At 57.4% G+C, this 17672-nt stretch carries 19 protein-coding genes and 1 tRNA gene; 9 read left to right on the top strand and 11 right to left on the bottom strand.

The features are described 5' to 3' along the window. Positions 1-7: 7 nt before the first annotated feature. Complete coding sequence (locus OZ656_RS09425; RefSeq protein ID WP_011785156.1) at positions 8-424, bottom strand: helix-turn-helix domain-containing protein; 417 nt, start codon at positions 422-424, stop codon at positions 8-10. Positions 425-542: 118 nt separating this feature from the next. Between OZ656_RS09425 and OZ656_RS09420 the strand changes: the two genes are divergently transcribed. Further along, positions 543-1409 carry a RibD family protein gene (locus OZ656_RS09420; RefSeq protein ID WP_114433985.1) on the top strand — a complete coding sequence of 289 codons (867 nt, stop codon included), beginning with the start codon at positions 543-545 and terminating at the stop codon, positions 1407-1409. On the opposite strand, the gene OZ656_RS09415 is transcribed toward OZ656_RS09420, so the two are convergent. The 4 genes from OZ656_RS09415 to OZ656_RS09400 are packed head-to-tail and all read right to left on the bottom strand — an operon-like array spanning position 1410 to position 5662. Continuing rightward, on the bottom strand, positions 1410-2381 hold the full coding sequence (locus OZ656_RS09415; protein WP_278350704.1) for a lysylphosphatidylglycerol synthase transmembrane domain-containing protein: 972 nt from the start codon (positions 2379-2381) through the stop codon (positions 1410-1412). Further along, positions 2363-4282 (bottom strand): glycosyltransferase family 4 protein, encoded by a 1920-nt coding sequence (locus OZ656_RS09410; RefSeq protein ID WP_278350705.1) that lies wholly within the window; start codon positions 4280-4282, stop codon positions 2363-2365. The genes OZ656_RS09415 and OZ656_RS09410 overlap by 19 nt, the downstream gene beginning before the upstream one ends. Continuing rightward, positions 4269-4667 carry a 6-carboxytetrahydropterin synthase gene (locus OZ656_RS09405; RefSeq protein WP_011785160.1) on the bottom strand — a complete coding sequence of 133 codons (399 nt, stop codon included), beginning with the start codon at positions 4665-4667 and terminating at the stop codon, positions 4269-4271. Before OZ656_RS09405 ends, OZ656_RS09410 begins: the two co-directional genes overlap by 14 nt. 14 nt (positions 4668-4681) lie before the next feature. Next, positions 4682-5662 carry a zinc-binding alcohol dehydrogenase gene (locus tag OZ656_RS09400; RefSeq protein ID WP_041656326.1) on the bottom strand — a complete coding sequence of 327 codons (981 nt, stop codon included), beginning with the start codon at positions 5660-5662 and terminating at the stop codon, positions 4682-4684. 111 nt (positions 5663-5773) lie between these two features. On the opposite strand from OZ656_RS09400, the gene OZ656_RS09395 reads away from it, so the two are divergent. From OZ656_RS09395 to OZ656_RS09370, 6 genes are all read left to right on the top strand, one after another. Beyond that, positions 5774-6529, top strand: coding sequence for a CDP-alcohol phosphatidyltransferase family protein (locus tag OZ656_RS09395; protein ID WP_278350706.1), 756 nt, complete (start codon positions 5774-5776; stop codon positions 6527-6529). Then, a complete protein-coding gene (locus tag OZ656_RS09390) occupies positions 6510-7112 on the top strand; it encodes a YceI family protein (RefSeq protein ID WP_278350707.1) in 603 nt (200 codons plus the stop codon). The genes OZ656_RS09395 and OZ656_RS09390 overlap by 20 nt, the downstream gene beginning before the upstream one ends. A gap of 129 nt (positions 7113-7241) precedes the next feature. Then, a complete protein-coding gene (locus OZ656_RS09385) occupies positions 7242-8306 on the top strand; it encodes a hypothetical protein (protein WP_278350708.1) in 1065 nt (354 codons plus the stop codon). Positions 8307-8346: 40 nt separating this feature from the next. Further along, positions 8347-9435 carry a hypothetical protein gene (locus OZ656_RS09380; protein ID WP_278350709.1) on the top strand — a complete coding sequence of 363 codons (1089 nt, stop codon included), beginning with the start codon at positions 8347-8349 and terminating at the stop codon, positions 9433-9435. A 116-nt stretch (positions 9436-9551) separates the two neighbouring features. Next, a complete protein-coding gene (locus OZ656_RS09375; RefSeq protein ID WP_153739986.1) occupies positions 9552-10511 on the top strand; it encodes a DMT family transporter in 960 nt (319 codons plus the stop codon). A gap of 43 nt (positions 10512-10554) precedes the next feature. Then, a tRNA-Val gene (locus OZ656_RS09370) sits at positions 10555-10631 on the top strand. A gap of 112 nt (positions 10632-10743) precedes the next feature. Here OZ656_RS09370 and OZ656_RS09365 read toward each other — a convergent pair. Then, positions 10744-10917: a DUF2897 family protein gene (locus OZ656_RS09365; protein WP_278350710.1), complete on the bottom strand. Its 174-nt coding sequence runs from the start codon at positions 10915-10917 to the stop codon at positions 10744-10746. A 157-nt stretch (positions 10918-11074) separates the two neighbouring features. Here OZ656_RS09365 and OZ656_RS09360 point away from each other — a divergent pair, with 157 nt between their 5' ends. Further along, complete coding sequence (locus tag OZ656_RS09360; RefSeq protein WP_278350711.1) at positions 11075-11863, top strand: RluA family pseudouridine synthase; 789 nt, start codon at positions 11075-11077, stop codon at positions 11861-11863. A 260-nt stretch (positions 11864-12123) separates the two neighbouring features. Beyond that, the gene (locus OZ656_RS09355; RefSeq protein WP_278350712.1) at positions 12124-12948 is read left to right on the top strand and encodes a vWA domain-containing protein; all 825 of its coding nucleotides are present in this window, start codon (positions 12124-12126) and stop codon (positions 12946-12948) included. 108 nt (positions 12949-13056) lie between these two features. Here the strand turns inward: OZ656_RS09355 and OZ656_RS09350 are convergent, their stop codons facing one another. The 5 genes from OZ656_RS09350 to dapA are packed head-to-tail and all read right to left on the bottom strand — an operon-like array spanning position 13057 to position 17649. Beyond that, on the bottom strand, positions 13057-14064 hold the full coding sequence (locus OZ656_RS09350; RefSeq protein WP_278350713.1) for an NAD-dependent epimerase: 1008 nt from the start codon (positions 14062-14064) through the stop codon (positions 13057-13059). 52 nt (positions 14065-14116) lie between these two features. Then, the gene (locus tag OZ656_RS09345; protein ID WP_226610687.1) at positions 14117-14857 is read right to left on the bottom strand and encodes a TIGR04219 family outer membrane beta-barrel protein; all 741 of its coding nucleotides are present in this window, start codon (positions 14855-14857) and stop codon (positions 14117-14119) included. A 32-nt stretch (positions 14858-14889) separates the two neighbouring features. Beyond that, a complete protein-coding gene (gene purC, locus OZ656_RS09340) occupies positions 14890-15603 on the bottom strand; it encodes a phosphoribosylaminoimidazolesuccinocarboxamide synthase (RefSeq protein WP_272998903.1) in 714 nt (237 codons plus the stop codon). 41 nt (positions 15604-15644) lie between these two features. Beyond that, positions 15645-16739, bottom strand: coding sequence for an outer membrane protein assembly factor BamC (gene bamC, locus OZ656_RS09335; protein ID WP_278350714.1), 1095 nt, complete (start codon positions 16737-16739; stop codon positions 15645-15647). Positions 16740-16770: 31 nt separating this feature from the next. Further along, entirely contained in the window at positions 16771-17649 is an 879-nt protein-coding gene (gene dapA, locus OZ656_RS09330; RefSeq protein WP_278350715.1) for a 4-hydroxy-tetrahydrodipicolinate synthase, read from the bottom strand. Positions 17650-17672: the final 23 nt, after the last annotated feature.

The raw sequence follows: 17672 nt of genomic DNA, 5'->3' as shown, positions 1-17672 counted from the left end.
GGGCCCTTTAGCGCCCCAATAGCTGCAACACCATGCGCCGGTTATCTGCACTTGCCTTGCGGAACCGGCGCAACAGCTCGGTTTCGTCATCACTGAGCTGGATTCGATTGATCTCCTGCTCAAGCTCTTTCAGCGCCACTGAGAGATCATCACTGTTGCTGAACGCCAGCCCCGGCAGTTCCAGTTGTCCATCCTCACCGTCATCGTCCATATCCAGCAGACGTTCCAGCGGTGTTTCGGTTTTCAGGCAAAAATCCAGCAATTCACTAACCCCGGGGTACCCTCTCTGGCGTGCGTCCGTCGCCTCCCAGCTGCGGACACGGGCCTCGTCCACGCCACACATTTCGGCCACATCCCCCAGGGACAACTGGCCCTGCTCCCGAATACGACGCAGACGACGGTTAAAAGATTGCAGGTACCGCATGGCTCCGTGCCCCTGAAAAGTTGGCCGAAAAAGTGAATCAAACCGGAAATGTATCGTACATATAGCTTTGGACACAATCTGCCTATACTGAAACGAACAACGAACGAGCAGGTACCACATGGCAAATGACGCACTGGACACCGATAACGCCTGGGATCTGGTACTCAGCGCGATCAACCGGAGCAATATCACCCTGCCCGTGCCCGGTTCTGATCAACCCGCGGTGAAGATCAACGGCAAAAGCTGGGAACTCGTTCAGCCGGCATCCGAACAAGCGAGGAACCTGCTGTCGTTGTTCCTGCCCCTGTGCCAGCCCGTCACCAACAACAGCCGGGTGATCGGCCAACTTGGCCAGAGCCTCGATGGCCGGATCGCCACAGTCACCGGCTGCTCCCGGTTTATCAATGGTGACGACGGCATTACCCACCTGCACCGAATCCGCGCCCTGTGTGACGCCGTGGTGGTCGGCGCTGGAACGGCCAGCACCGACAATCCGCGCCTGACCGTGCGCCGAACCTCTGGCCGCAACCCGGTGCGCGTCGTGATCGACCGCCGGCAGCGGGTGCCTGCCAGCCACCACCTGTTCACCGACGGCGATGCTCCTACGCTGCATCTGATTGCCGGCGATTATCAGCCAGGCCCGAAAACGCTGGATCCGACCGGGGTTACAACAGTGCCTTGCCTGGGCTCCGCAGAAAACGAAGCCCCTGCTTCTCCCGAACGTATCCTGCAGGTGTTACAGGATTTTGGACTTCGCAAGATTTTTATCGAGGGCGGAGGCGTTACCGTCTCGTCCTTCCTGAAGGCGGGATTACTGGACCGCTTACACGTGATGGTTGCCCCCATGATCATCGGAAGCGGCCGGCCTGCGTTCTCCCTGCCGGAGATTGACCAGCTGGATGAGGCGCTTCGCCCAAAAGCCCAGTTGGTGAATCTTGGTAGCGATATGCTTTTTGATCTGGCATTCGACACCGCCAAACCCTGATTACCGGCGGAACAGCAGCGCCAGGGCACCCGGCAGACTCACCAGAAACACCGCCGCACCATAGCCAACACTCAGCGCCACGCCCTGCTCTGCCGGCAGCCCTACCAATGGCCACAGAATAGCCGCCACGCCCTCTCTGACGCCCCAACCAGACACCGTTAACGGGACCACCATGGCCAGTAACAGTAGCGGGCACAGGGCCACGACCAACAGCCAGGGTGTGCCGTCGGCAAACAAGTCCATGCCCGTGGCCATTAACATGAACACCGCCATATAGGTCAGGAAAACCAGAACCGAGGTACCAACCTGCACCAGGGCATTCCGACAACCCAGAAAAGCCCGACGCACATCCCCGCTTAATCGTCGGACATAACGCCTGAACCGGGCCCCGAACCCCGTCATAGAGACCAGCAAAACCCCGAGCACGGCCAACGCGGGCAGAATCAGCCAATAGCCCAGGTTCAGGGATACGCCTGCGTCACCGACCTGGCTATTTAACTGCCCGGTCCACCAAAGCCCGGACACCGCAATCAGTACAACCGGTACCAGCACCAACTGGCCTGACAGGCGCTCCAGCACAACCGCATGGACAATCGCCAGTTGCTGCAAACGCTTCGCCGAACGGCTGTGGCGCCAGGCTCGATTTACGTCCCCCATCACGCCCCCGGGAAGCACCTGATTCAGAAACCCGGCCAGGTAATACTCCCGAAAGGCAAAGCCAAAGCCCATGACTACACCGAGCCGGTTCGCGGTATACCGCCAGCGCCAGGCCGACAGTGCGATCTGAATCAGCGAGACCACCAATACCGCAAGGATGATCGTTGGCGGAACCATCGCCAGCCTCTGGGCTAGCCTATCGATGTCGACGAAAACAAAAACAATCCCCAGGAGCAGCAAGGTGACGCACCAGCGAAACACCCCTCGCCCAAAGCCGGGGACCGGCCTCTCCGGGTTCAGACCTGCTTCGGCCATGCCAGCAGATCCGTATGGCTCACGGTAATGGCGAGGGCGCCGGTATCCAGCTGTTGCCGACGGGTTTCGAGCCAGAATTGGATATCATTCGCCTGTTCCGGCTGCTGTTCTGTGGCAGCCTCCGCCCAGCCCTCAAGCAACATAGCGGCGAGGCTGGCCTGCTCACCCGTCAATACCCAGGGACTATCTGCCGTTTGGATGTCATAGCCCTTGCCGGACATGAAACGGCTCAAACAGGCCGTGGCGTCCGGGCCGAGCGCAGCGCCACTGCCCTTCTCCCGATGTTGATGGGCATTGACCAGAGCGCGCAGTTTGTCATCGAAGGGATGAGCAGGTTCCAGAGTAAAAAAGCCGCTGTAAGTGATGACGACCAACAATGCCGCCTGACGTTTGGCCACCGCTGCAGACAAGGCGCTCAACCAGGGTTCGGAAACCAGGTCGATCAAGGCCGAAGACGTCACCAGGTCCGCGTTTTCGGGCAACGCCGTACTGAGGTTATCTTTCGTCAAGACCATTGTTTCCAGCACAGCCGGTGCATCCAGCTTTTCAACCCGCTGAAGGGCGATCCCGGCCAGGGTTTGGTCCGGCTCAACCAACGTCCAACGCTGGGGTACCGGTAGTCTCGGGCAAAGGTAGACAGGATTGGAGCCCCGACCGGTACCGAGATCCACTAGATGAAGGGGCGCCCCCGGTTTGCTACCCGACGCCCGACAGTCATATCGTTCGGTAAGCCATTCGGCGAGTCGGGCCGTCAGCCCCTCATCACGGGCCTGGTGATCGGCGGGCTCCCTTGCTTCCAGCCAATCCGCGGAAAATTGAACCGGATTACGCGGCCTGCCCTTTTCCAGCCCGGCAATGAAATCTTGCGCGGTTTCAGACCAGCGACGGATCTCGCACCGGGCCTGCATAGCGCCCGCGACCAGTGTCTCAAGGGCGTCCGGTTCGGCAAGCAGCCGGGTCAATCTGGTGGCCAGAGCCGCTACATTGCCCGCTTCATACAACGCAACGCCTGGTTTGGCGCCAGTCGAAACCAGCGCGCCGCCGTTGGAACTCAACACGGGCAGCCCGGCTGCGAGGGCCTCATCGATGACCATGCCATAGCCTTCGTAAAGCGAGGGAAACACAAATAGATCCGCTTGCTGATAAGCCTTCAGCACATCTGCTTCTTTCAGCTCGCCAGCAAACTCAACACGGCTTTCCAGACCGGATTCTCGGACCAAGGCACGAACACCGGAAGCATAATCCGTGGCTCGCTCCGCACTGCCAACCAGCGTCAGGCGCCAGTTCAGGTGTGTGAGTTTAGCAAGCGCCTGAATCAGCTGATGCTGCGCTTTTCGGGGTGACAGATGACCCACACACAGCAGATGAATCGCCCTGGTGGCATCACGCCGGCCAATCCGGGGCGGCTGCTGAAAAAAAGCATCGTCGACAGCGGGCAAGGCAGTGGTCACCCGCGCCGGCGTCACTCCGAATGCCTGCAGCCGTTCCGCCGTGTAGTGACTGGTGGTAAAAACGGCGCCGACACAGGCCAATGCCGTCGTTTCCGAATGCTTGAACCAGGCCTGTTCCTGCTCACTCAGGCCGTTCTCATCCGCCAGCGGGTGGTGCACCAGCGCCATCAGGTTCAACCGGCTCTGGTGTCGCTGTAAAACCTCAGGCAGGCCGCCCATCGCCAGGCCATCCAGCACGACCCGGGTTCCGTCTGGCAAACCCGCAAGGAACCGATCCAGCGACTGCCTGGCAAAGTCATCCGGTTTGGGAAACGTCCCTTCCAGGCCGGTTAACTGTACCGGAATGCCCGCCTTGGACAACGCCGCAACCAGGCGCCGCACATAACGGTAACCACCGGTGTTCTGGCCGGGGTCTCCCGGCACCACGAACCAGAGTTCAGATGCCGGCATGGTAGCTGGCCCACGCGATGTGCGACTCGCTGAGGGTCACTTTCAAGCTGACCACGCCTTTACCGTCCTCACCCAGCCGGCCGGCGTGAATGGCCGCCGCCATGCGGTCAAACACCACCTTGGCCATGAACTCTGTGGTGGTGTTTCGTCCCGCAAGCTGGGGAATATCATCCAGGTTCTTCATGTTGAATTCCGACAACACGTCCTTGAGCAACGCCGAAGCCTGCCCGATGTCGACAATCAGGTCGTTGTTGTCGAGTACGTGGCGCTCGAAAGTAACATCCACCACATAGGTTGCCCCGTGAACGCCCTGGGCAGGCCCGAAAATCTCACCGTTAAAGCTGTGGGCGATCATCATGTGATCACGAACGGTCAGGCTGAACATAGTCTCTCCCTGGGTTAGTAAACAATTCGGTGGCAGAGCGCATCGGCGCCCGGCATCAGAATATTTCCGGCGACTTGCGGAAGCTGTTCAAAGCGCGACTCTCCGCTGATCAACGCATCCAGAGCCGGCTCTGACAGCATGGAAAGCGCCAGTTCCAGGCGGCGGCGATGGTGCCAGCGCGGCCTGCGCTCCGGCGATAGCTGGCCCACCTGGCTTGATTTCAGAGTCAGCCGGTTCGGGTGAAAGGCGTGTCCCAGCGGCACGGAAACAGGCGTGTCTCCATACCAGCTCAGTTCAATCACCCGGGCATCCGTCCCCGCCAGCGACAAGGCTTTGGCCAGCCCCGAGGGGTGCCCGGAGGCATGAAATACCAGGTCACAGTTCTGGATGTCCGGCTCGGTAGTGAACCGCACCCCAAGGGCTTGAGCCACCGATCGTCGCCCTTCATTGGTATCAACCCCGATCAATTCCACGCCGGGAATGCGATTGACCAGCCAGGCCACCAACAAGCCCACCACGCCAAGACCAATCACCGCAATCCGGTCACCAACCGCAGGCTGCCCATCCCAGACTCCATTAACGGCGGTCTCCATGTTGGCCGCCAGCACTGCTCGCTCGGCTGGAACCTTGGCTGGCAAAGGCAGCACCGCGGATGCTGGCACCGCGTATCGCTGCTGGTGAGGATAGAGGCAGAATACGTTCCGCCCCAGGAGGGCTTCCGGCCCGTCCACAACCTCTCCTACACTGGCATAGCCGTATTTCACCGGAAACGGAAATTCGCCTTCCTGAAACGGTGCCCGCATTCTCTGGTATTCGTTTTCAGGAACCTGGTTGTTGTAGACGAGGGATTCCGTCCCCCGGCTGATGCCGGAATAGCGGGAACGAACGATCACATACGGTGTTTCAGAAGCGGGAAAAGTCGGCTCGGGCACTGGCCCTAACCTGGCCTCCTGATACCCGGTAATCCAAAAGGCAGTGTTGTTCTCAACGTCCATGAATAGTCCATTTGATGAATGGCTGCGTACGCAAAAGCAGTCTCTCCAAACTATAGTCATAGAATGGGAGCTTGCTAACGCCACTCACAGGCTATACGGACGCAATGGCGTATGGATTCCATCAGTACCTCAATGAAAGGAAGTTTCAGCCCCATCAGTGATCTGATCCTGGGAATGCTGGGCCTGGCTGGCGTTTCGTTTATTCTGACCAAAGCCTTTGATCTGCCAACCGGCTTCTGGTTAATCACCTTTGCGTTCTATCTCGGGCAAAGTGTACTTATCCTCCGGCACTGGCGGTGGCAGACCGACTTCGGCTGGGCCAACCGCGCCACGCTGCTGCGGTCGGTTCTGGTGCTGGCGCTGGTTGGCTGGGCTCCGTTCCTCGGTGACCACTCCTCTTCAGCAACCTCAACCGAGCTCTGGAGCTATGCGGTTATCAGCCTGATCGCCCTGTTGTTGGACGGTGTCGACGGCAAAATCGCCCGGGCAACAGGAAGCCATAGCGCCTTCGGTGCCCGTTTCGATATGGAGCTGGACGCGCTCTTTATCCTCGGGCTGTGCGTTGCCACACTGGCCCTGGAGAAAGCCGGTAGCTGGGTACTTGCCCTGGGCCTGATGCGCTATCTGTTCATATTGGCCTGTTGGCCACTGCCCTGGCTGAATAACCCGCTGCCAGACAGCTTCCGACGGAAGACCATCTGTGTCTGGCAGGTGGTCACACTGATGGTCGCGGTTGTGCCCATTACCCCTGCATTATTCGCCAGCCTGACGCTCGGGCTCGCTCTGGCATTGCTTGCCTGGTCCTTTTATCTGGACGTGCGCTGGCTCTACCAAAGGAGACAAAATCATGAAACTGTCATTTCCTGAAGCTCTGACAACCTCAATCCTGCTGGCCACCGCTACCAGTGTTTCTGCAGAGCCGGCTAAGTTCGAAGTGGACGAAGAACACTTCTCCATGAGCTTCGAAATCATGCATATCGGTTATGCCCCGGTGATGGGCATGTTCCGGGATATTGAAGGCCAGTTTGAATACAACGAAGAAACCGGAGAACTGAATTCCGGGAAGCTGGTTTTCAAAGCCAGCAGTGTCTTTACCAACCACGATAAACGGGACGATCACCTCCGCAAGCCCGATTTTCTGGACGCCAGCAAATACCCGGAGATTACCTTTGTGGTGAGTGATTTTGAAAAAACCGGGGACAATACCGGCATAGTGACCGGTGACCTGACCTTGCTGGGACAGACCCGGCCGGTCGACGTGAACGTCACCCTCAACAAAGCGGCGGAGTATCCCATCGGCCATGAGGACTACACCCTGGGCATCAGCGCAGAGGCTGTCATCAACCGCAGCGATTGGGGCATGACCTACGGCCTGGAAAACGGACTGGTGGGAGATGAGGTGCGGCTACGCTTCGGCTTTGAGGCCATCAAAGACAGTGGCTGGTTCTGAGTTTGAGAACCGTCTCGCAAAACGACACAAAACCTCTGCTATTCCGGCCTAATTTTTTGCCGTTTAAGACAATTCGACCCTATGGTTAAAAGTTAACCAAGCCTTCAATAACAATAACGGGGTCTGACAATGCCGTACCGGGCATTAAGCATAAGCCTGGCCATCACCGCCGGTGTGGCCGGTGCCGTGTGGCTGCTCTCGGCCGAGAACGAGGGCAGCTTCCGGGGCCTTCAGCAAGACACCACCACTTCCGTTCCGGAAGCGGTTTCCAACCAGGAGTCGGCCGCCCAGGCCACACCTGCCGGGCCTGTTTCCGAACCACCCTCCGATAACGCACTGGGATTCATGCTGGCAAGTGTCGCAGACGAATACCAACAGACCATTCGGTACCCGGATTATTCGGTACCGCTGACCAAAGCTCAGGCAGAGGCTTACCAGGGTAACCGCTACCACCCGGTCGTGCTTCCGCTGGAGGGCGATGGCAGATTTGTAGTGACGCTGGACAAATTCCGCTTCAGCCAAGGTGAGCCGATTCTGGTGGTAGCGTCCCTGAAAGGTCGCCAGGTGTTCGGCCAGTCTCTGTCCGCCACCCTGGAGACCGCCGGAGAGCGGGGCCGGGTAGCCTCTGCCGAGCTGGAGAATGCAGACCCCGGTTATTACCAGGGCACCATCAGTTCCGATCATCCCCCCGGCGAGTACCGGTTGATTGTGGAGGCCCGGGTAGACGGCAAGCCCGTTCGACATGTGTCTTCACTGACCATCGAACCCGATCTGGGCAGCTTCGAGGGTCTGGAAACCGCCTATGTGTCTGGGAACGACCTGGTCATCCCTGTGCGCTTCGATCCGGAACAGTCTGGCTATTACGCCCTCTCTGCACAGCTCTACAGCGGCGAAACCCCGCTGGCCCAATTGCAACAGGAAACGTCTCTGGGCAGCAGCTCGGCCGTCATTCGCCTGAAAGCCCATGGCAGCGTGTTAGCCAATCGCGACATTCAGGGCACCCTGCAACTCAGGCATTTGCAGATACGCCGGTTACCCGCCGCCCCGGGCGACCGCACCGACTACGCCTTCGGTCCCGAGGAAGGCTATGAATTTTCACCGCCGGATCTGGACGGCCTCCAAAACCAGCCGGCGATGAATCCCGAATCAGAACAACGGGCTGCCCTGCTACGGCAGCTGGCGGACAAGTTCTGATAACACCACAACAATAAATCGGAAAGAAACGGAGCAACCAATGACAATGAAAAGAAGAGGATGCCTGACGAAAACCGCCCTCGCGACAGCGCTGGCTGGCGGCCTGTTTGCCACTGGCGCAAGTGCGCAGTTGGCCGGCCACAATGTGATCCTGGTTCACGGCTTCATGATGGATGATCTGTCCAACCCACCGGCCAACTTCCAGGAAGTCCAGCAGGCCGGCGAAGATAACTGGCGGGAATACTGGCTGAACCGGGCCGAAGCCCGTATCGACTGGGCCAGCAATGGCCGGGTAGAAGGCCAGATCGCCCAGCAGGCTTATCAGCAACTGCGGCAGATCAGTCAGCAAGGGCTGTGTAATGACTACTGCGTTGTTGTTACCCACTCCACCGGCGATCTGGTAACCCGCCATCTGCTGGAAAACCAGGCGCGCTGGCTGCAATCGGAAGGCCTGCAACCGCTGAAAATCCTGGCAGTACTGGACATGGCCGGTGCCGGTGGTGGCACGGAACTGGCCGACCTGGCCGTGAGCATTGCCTACAACGACAGCTGGTACAACTGGCCGGTGAAACAGGCGGTCAAAGCCTTTACCGGCATTGACCCGGAGCCGGATAATCTGGGTGTGGTCAACGACTTGCAGACCAACGTTGCCCGCAACCTGGCCGTCAGCCCCAACAGCATTCCGCGCCTGCGGTTCGTTGGCGGTGGCTCATCCTACGGAGGTATCACCAAACCCTTTATTGATGGCACCGACGATGGCGTTGTTCCCACCCATTCAGCCTGCGGAGCAACCAATGCCAGCGGTATTGATTCCTGCTCCAACAGCATCAGCCTGGCCGGTAAAGTCAGCGGACAGAACGGCCCGTCCGGGTTGTATTACAACCACTACCCGGTGCTAATGAGCGAGGGCGCAAACCATGGCGACGTGATCAATACCCAGACCGGCAACACCGCTGTCCCCGTGGTGAACAACACCACCCTGAACGGCCTGCGTGTGGACTTTGCCAGCCGCACCTACAATCAGCGTGCGTGGTGGCAGTTCTGGGGCTCTGGCGACCAGTACATTGAAGTGCCGAACTCCAGCCAGACCAGCCTGTCCAATCTTGTATACACCACACTCAACAACTGATCGATCGTTGTTGCAAAGGCTCAGGGATGAGCCACTCCCTCGGTTTTCGCTGCTATCTTTTTTAATTCGCAAACTATAGATTGAGCCCTCTGATTTTTATTGATGCCGGTTCAATCATGTCTGACGCCCACAAATCTGATCTTTACCTGGTACTCGTTACCCTGCTGGCGGCGATTGGCTGGATGCTGTCTAAAGAGGCAGTTTTAATGATGCCGCCCCTGATGTTCATGGCGGCTCGCTTTCTGATTGCCGGCTCCTTTCTCGCCCTGCTGGCCTTACCCTCGCTGTTAAGGCTTACCCGGGACCAGATACTCCGAAGCCTGGGTGTGGGCTTTGTGTTCGGCATTGCCATGACCTGCTGGATCATGGGGCTGTATCACACCGACAGCATGGGCGAAGGCGCGTTTCTGACCAGCCTGGGCGTGGTGATTGTCCCGATCATTGCCCGTACAGTATTTGGCGAACAGCAGCCTTTGAGCACCTGGCTGGCGATACCGATTGCGGTGGCCGGTCTGGCGCTTTTGTCCCTCGAAAACGGCTTCAGGCCAGACCCGGGGCAGCTCTATTTCGTTCTGGCGGCAACCATCTTTGCCCTGTACTTCACGCTCAATACCCGCGCCGCCAACCAACGCATCGTGGTCGACAAGCAAGGCAAATCGGTGGAGAAAAAGAAAGTACCGGCACTGCCGCTGACGGCCATTGCCCTGCTTACCGTTGGGACCGTGACCCTGGCGGAGTCCGCCATCAGCGAGCGTTGGACTCACACACTGACCAACCCCGAACCCATGCTCTATGTCTGGGTACTGGCCAGTGCCTTGATTGCCACAGCTGGACGTTTTCTGTTGCAGACCTATGCCCAGAGCCTGTCGGTGAACAGCCACGGTGTAGTGATACTGGTACTGGAACCGGTGTGGGTTGCTGTCTTCGCGGTTGCCTGGTTCGGCGAGACCATGACCCTGCTGCAAATAGCCGGCTGCGCGCTGATTTTTGCCGCGCTTCTGGTCAATCGCTGGAACGCCCTGAGCCGCGCCATCAAGGCCCTGATGAAAGCGAAAAATCCCCCGCAAAGAGGTTGACCAGGGCACCCGAAATCCGTATATTTCCACCCCGTTGCAGGACAGGACCATAGCTCAGTTGGTTAGAGCGCTACCTTGACATGGTAGAGGTCCGCGGTTCGAATCCGCGTGGTCCTACCAATCCTGCAGAAGAAGTCGCTTACAGCTTTGCTGGGCGGCTTTTTTTGTGTCCGGGAGTTTTCGTTGACCATCATCTAAGCTGGAAAGTTGGAACTGGTTCATGGTTCTGGCGCTACCAGCTATCCCCGTCTTTTTTATCCTTTGCCTCCTGTTCCGCTTTGCGCTGACGAATCTTCTCAAGCTTTTCTTTGGGGATTTTCATATTTGCCCCATCTCGCAGTAAAAGCAGGCTTCCGACAATCATCGCGAAGGCGGCGAATATAAACAGCCAGCCAATCATTGGCATGTCGATAACTCCTTGAGGTGGCTTTTACTCAGTGTACACCCTCAGCGCTTTCTGTCATCAATGTGCCTTGAGGTACAAGCGCCTTGTCGACACTTTCCCCGCTCCGTATTATTGCCGGCAATCATCTTGGATCTTCTCCTTCCGGATAAAAACGCCGATGCGCAAACAGTTTGATGTCACCGTAGACCAGAGCACGACGGCTGTGGATGCGCTTGCAGACGCCTCGGGCCTGCCCAAGCAGCGCATCAAGGATGCCATGGCCAAAGGCGCGTGCTGGTGGACACAGAAGGGAAAACACGTGCGTTTACGCAAGGCCAAGCGGGAACTGAAACCCGGTACCCGTATTCAGCTTTTCTACGATGATCAGGTGCTGGCGCGCAAGCCGGAAACACCGACGCTGCTGGAGAACAAAGGTCGTTACAGTGTCTGGTTCAAACCCCACGGGCTGTTATCACAGGGTTCTCAATGGGGCGACCATTGCAGCTTGCTGCGCCTGGCAGAAATTGAACTGAACACACCCTGCTTTCTGGTCCACCGCCTGGATGCCGACGCTGCAGGTCTGATGCTGATTGCCCATGATGGCAAGGCTGCGGCGGCCCTTTCAGAATTGTTTGCCGGGCGCGCCATGACCAAGATCTACCGAGCGCGGGTCGCCGGCAACCTGATGGCGGATGATCTTCGCCTCGACACGCCACTGGATGGCAAGGACTCAATCAGCCGCGTGACGACACTGGGCCGGGATGAGGAATCAGACACAACGGACGTGCAGGTACGAATCGAAACCGGCCGTAAACACCAGATCCGTCGACACCTGGCCGGCCTGGGGCACCCGATTGTCGGGGATCGGCTGTATGGAGGCGCTCGGTCAACCGTGCTTGAACTAGAGGCCATCTACCTGGAGTTCAAATGCCCCATGTTAGGCAAAGTAGTTAAAATCTCTGTATAGACCTCCAACCTGTTAGCTATCCCTGACGCCCACCCTCACAAATGTCAGCTTTTGATACACTCCAGCTCGCCGCCGGCTATGTCCGCAACCACCAAGCCTTTGTAACATTTTGACTTATAGGCATTATTCGTCTAAATGAAAATTATGGCTCACCTTTTGCCTAGATTATTTTAGCCAACATGGGCTACAACCCGGTATCCACCGATTGAGCAGTACGGAATGGATCCCATAGAAACGACTCAACCTGGATGAGGTGAACCATGAATCTCAAGAAGTTTTTCTCCGGCCTTATTCTGGGGACTGCCGTCGCAGTATCGCCTGCGCACGCCGCCCCCATTCTTAGCGATATCGTATTTGTTGTGGATGAATCCGGCTCCATGGGTAATGTTCAGGCAAACCTACGGACTAACATCGGACTGTTTGCCAGCATTCTGACTGGCACGGGCCAGGTCAATGCCCAGTACGGGTTGGTAGGGTATGGAAGCGGCTCTCCCGCTCCAAGGTTGATTACGGACTTCACCGATGCCACAAATTTCTCAACCGCGGCGCAAGGGCTGGTAACTAATGGCGCCTCGGAGCCGGGCTATACCGCTACCGCATTCGCGCTCAACGGTTTAGATGGCCAATCCAGCCTGTTCTCCTTCCGCAACAACGCGGTTAAGAACATCATTATACTGACCGACGAGCCTTCCAATGGCGATTTCATCAGGCGTGGATCTGTAGGAGGCCAGGCGGTTTCTGAAAGCGTTCTTGACGGACTACTGACTAGCAATAACGCGCTCTACAACGGCGTTCTGAGAAACAACAGCACAATCGCATCCTATCAACAGTTGATCTCCGATCATGGCGGAACGGTATTTGACCTGAATCTGTTCAATACCACGGACCAGACCATCGTGCAGAACTTCGTTACAGACTTCGCCAATAAAAAGCTTCAGGAAACCCTGGACTTCTGTCAGCTCAATCCGACGGACCCAGCGTGCCAACCGTCTGCATCGGTGCCGGAACCGTCCTCATTGGCCCTCATCGGCCTTGGCCTGTTTGGCCTGGGACTTCGAGCTCGCCGGAAGGCCGCCACTGCCTAACCTCCAAGGTACCGTTGAGCAAAAAGGCCAGCGATCTCGCTGGCCTTTTACTATCTTAAGCAGCACCGGCGCGGGCCGAATACTGCGGCAATGATCAAGCAGGCAAAATCATACCTTGTAAAAATCCCGATACCAGTCCACGAAGTTGGCAATGCCCTCTTCCACCGTGGTAGACGGCTTGTACCCCACATCGTTGATCAGGTCATCGACATTGGCGTAGGTGGCCGGCACGTCACCCGGTTGCAACGGCAGCAGATTCTTCTCGGCTTTTTTGCCCACCCGCTCCTCAATAATCTCGATAAAACGGGACAGCTCCACCGGGTTATTGCTGCCTATGTTGTAGATGCGGTAAGGCCCCTTGCTGGTGCCCGGGTCCGGCTGGGCACCGCTCCAGTCTTCGTTCGGCTGGGCTACGTTGTCCAGGGTACGGATAACGCCTTCGACGATATCGTCGATGTAGGTGAAGTCCCGCTTGTGATGGCCGTGATTGAACACGTCGATGGGCTCACCGGCCAGGATCTTTTTGGTAAAGATGAACAGCGCCATATCCGGCCGGCCCCAAGGGCCGTAAACAGTAAAGAACCGCAGCCCGGTGGTGGGCAGGTTGTACAGATGGCTGTATGTATGGGCCATCAGCTCGTTGGCTTTCTTGGACGCCGCGTACAGGCTCAGCGGGTGATCCACGTTATCGTGCACGGAGAATGGCATGGTCTCATTGGCCCCGTACACGGAGCTGCTGGAGGCATACACCAGATGCTTGACCTCGTTATGACGGCAACCCTCAAGGATGTTCATGAAGCCGACCAGATTGGCATCCACATAGGCATGAGGGTTTTCCAGGGAATACCGGACTCCGGCCTGGGCTGCCAGGTGCACTACCCGCTCGGGCTTGTGTTCACGAAAAACCGCTTCCATGGCCTCGCGGTCGGCCACGTCCTGGCGTACTTCCGTGAAACCGGGCTTGTTCAGCAGCCGGGCCAGGCGTGCTTCCTTGAGATTGACGTCGTAATAGTCGTTGACGTTGTCCACGCCAATCACTTCATCGCCACGATCGAGCAAACGGTGAGCAAGATGCGAGCCGATAAAGCCGGCGGTTCCCGTAACGAGGATTTTCAAGATCTGTTCTCCATGAAAAATGGCGCCCGAAGGCGCCTTTTAGCGGTCCTGGTCAGAACGCCACGCCAACACTGGCGAAGGGTCCGGACATTTCGACATCCAGTTTGTCGTCATCGTCTTCATAGTCGATGGCCATCTGACGATAGCCCGCCCGCAGCTGCAGCATGGCGAATTCGTACTGGCCATAAGCGTTGAAGTCGTGCAGAGAGTCGCCGCTGTAGCTGATGAAATTGCCCTCGGCACCTACGGACACGCCAGTTAACGGCAGGTCAAAACGGGCGGCGAGGTAGCCCATAGGGACGACGGCGTCGACGGAGGTTTCACTTACTTTTGTGGAAAGCGGAGTCTGATCGCGAAGCACAAGCTCACCATCAAATCGGCGGGCAGTCAGGCCCAGATCCAGATTCACCCAGTTATCAAGTACTTCGTAATACAGGGTCACATCCAATTGATCGATATCCAGATCGGACTTGACTTCCGCACCAACCGGTATGTCATCAAACGCTTCCAGCCCGATCTCACCACGCCCACTCTGGGAAATGCTGGTGTAATTCAACCGTACGTTCGGCAGCACCGGAATCGGATGCTCGAAAAACGCCGTGAAGTTCGCGTTGCTGTCGCTGTCGAGGTTGAGATCCTTTTCAATATCAACGGCCGAATCCTTGTTGACCACTTCGCCAGAGAAATCGGAATCCCAATAGCTAACGTTGGCGCCAACGCCTAGTACATCAGCATCGGCCAGCGGCGCGGCCAAAGCCAGTGAGCCACCTACAACAATCATCAGTTTACGCATAACGCACCCGTTTTTGTGGTTGTATTAGCCGGTCAGTCAAACTTTATGCCGAGACGACGACCGACTTCTTCATAGGTTTCAATCACTTCGCCAAGGCCCTGGCGGAAGCGATCCTTGTCCATTTTCTTGCGGGTTTCCTTGTCCCAGATACGACAGCCATCAGGGCTGAATTCGTCACCCAGAACGATCTGACCACCACTGCGGCCAAATTCCAGCTTATAGTCCACCAGCAGCATGCCGGCGTCGTCAAACAGTTTTTTCAGCACGTCGTTGACCTTATAGGTCAGCTCTTTCATCCGGGCCAGCTCATCGGCCTTGGCCCAGCCGAAGCTGACCGCCAGGGATTCGTTCACCATCGGATCGTGCAGCGCATCGTTTTTCAGAAAGAGCTCAAAGGTGGGCGGGTTCAGCTCCTGACCCTCGTCCACGCCAAGGCGACGGCACAGGCTGCCCGCAGACACATTGCGCACCACACACTCAACCGGGATCATCTCAAGCTTCTTGACCAGGGACTCGGTATCAGACAGCAGCCCTTCGAAGTGGGTAGGTACGCCGGCCGCTTCCAGCTTTTCCATGATGAAGGCATTGAACTTGTTGTTCACCATACCCTTGCGGTTCAGCTGTTCTTTCTTCTCTCCGTCAAAGGCCGAGGTATCGTCCCGGAACACCAGAACAAACCGCTCGGGATCGTCCGTGCGGTAAACCGATTTTGCCTTGCCGGCATAAAGCTCTTCGCGCTTTTCCATTACTTTCTCCAAACGGCCGGTGGCCACGGCCACCCCGTTAATCAATACAGATGTTCAAAGAGTTGGGTAAGCAGATCTGCTGAACTGCGCTCACCCCCGTAGCTGTCCTGCTGCTCGGCGGTAACGCTCATAGCGTCCGCGCTCTGCTGAATTCGAACTGTGTGGGTGTGAACCGGCTTTTCGGCATCGCTGAACCACGAGAACCAGCCCGGGCTGCGTTCGTCTTCCGTGCGGAAATCCACCTGCAACCAGCCTTCGCTCCGGTTCAGATCCAGTACCGGCAGCCCCATTTCCTCCAAGGACCGATTGACCTCTGCCCAGGTGCGGCCGAAATCCAGTTCTACCCGAATGGCAACCGCTTCTTCCTGTTCAGACTGCAAGCGTACCAATGGCTTGGAGACCATGCCTGAGGCCGCCCGCGAGAAGGATTTGTTATCCTCACGCTGTTTGAGGAAATCCCCCAGCTCCGTCAGCAGCGCCCGCTGGTGTTGCTCGGAGGTTGCATCGGCACCGGTGTCACTGTCCCAGGGCATGAGTTCTTCCGGGGCTTGCTCCAGCTCCAGAATACGCACGCGGATTTCAGTGGTTTTACGACGGATGCCAGGTGCCAGACGGGCCTGCATCACCACTTTGGGTTCAGTTGCGGTCGGATTATCAGCGAGCCCCAGCAGTGTTCGGCTGCGCTTGCTGAAGTTCGCCAGTTCACTCTGGAGAATCCCCAGTTGCGGGCTGTCATGGGCAATGCCCAGACCGCTTTCATTCATCCAGGCACTCACCACGGGCCAGAGTCGGCCCGGCACCTCATTGACCAGTAACCAGATACGGCCGTCCAGCTCTTCAATTACATAGTTTTCATCCAGAATCTCGGATGTCATATCTGGCGGACGGGGAATCGACGACGGGTAAAGATTGCGGGAATCAGCTGTGTTGATAGCCCGTATCGGCATGGTCTCACTCAGTCGGGAGCTGTCGAGACCATCTGGCACCTGAATCGGCTCGCCTTCCGGCGCATTGACATAGCCTTCGGAACGATCATTTATGAAACTGCAACCGGCCAGGGCACTGGCAAGCACCAATGCCGAAACAGGTCGAACGAACAAAACGGTTTTCTTACGGGCTCTTGCAGGAACCTGCATCGGGTTACTCCGGTTAACGGTAACGGTGGCCTCAGAGAACACCTGAGGCCTTGAGCGCGTCTTCCACCTCGCCGTGGAACTTTTCACTGAGCGGCGTCAGTGGCAGACGGATGCCCTCACCGATCATGCCCATGCGGTACAGCGCCCATTTTACCGGAATCGGGTTGGCTTCCAGGAACAGCTTGCGATTAAGCGGCATCAAAAGCTCATTCAAGCGGCGGGTTTCGTCTTCGTTGCCCGCAATGGCCGCTTCACAGAGCTCAGCCATGGCTTTCGGAGCAACATTGGCCGTTACCGAAACATTACCTTTCGCGCCCGCCAGCATCAGATCCGCCGCTGTGGCGTCGTCACCGGAATACACCGCAAGGCGTCCATCCAGGGCTTCGATCAGCTCGGCGCCACGGGGAATGTTCCCGGTCGCATCCTTGATACCAACGATATTGGGGATATCGGCCAGGCGAACCACCGTCTCGTTCAACATATCGCAGGCAGTGCGGCCCGGTACGTTGTAGAGAATCTGGTTCATGCCCGGTACCGCTTCCGCGATGGCCTTGAAGTGCTGATACAGGCCTTCCTGGGTCGGCTTGTTGTAGTAAGGCACCACGAGCAGACAGGCATCGGCACCGAGTTTGTGGGCTTCGGTGGTCAATTCAATGGCTTCGCGCGTACTGTTACCACCGGTACCGGCAATAACGGGAATCCGGCCGTTCACACGTTTTATGATATGCCCGATCGTCCGGATGTGTTCCTCCGGATCCAGGGTTGCGGATTCGCCAGTGGTGCCCACAGCAACAATGCCATGGGTGCCGTTTTCGATATGAAAGTCCACCAGTTTGTCCAGATCCTCCCAGTGAATATCACCGTTTGGATGCATGGGCGTGACCAGTGCGACAAGGCTACCCGTAATCATAAAAGCTCCGTCCGAATAAAACC

Origin of the sequence: Marinobacter sp. LM1 (genome assembly GCF_042763285.1) — a bacterium.
Taxonomy (GTDB): domain Bacteria; phylum Pseudomonadota; class Gammaproteobacteria; order Pseudomonadales; family Oleiphilaceae; genus Marinobacter; species Marinobacter nauticus.
This window is presented reverse-complemented; position numbering and strand designations above follow the sequence as displayed.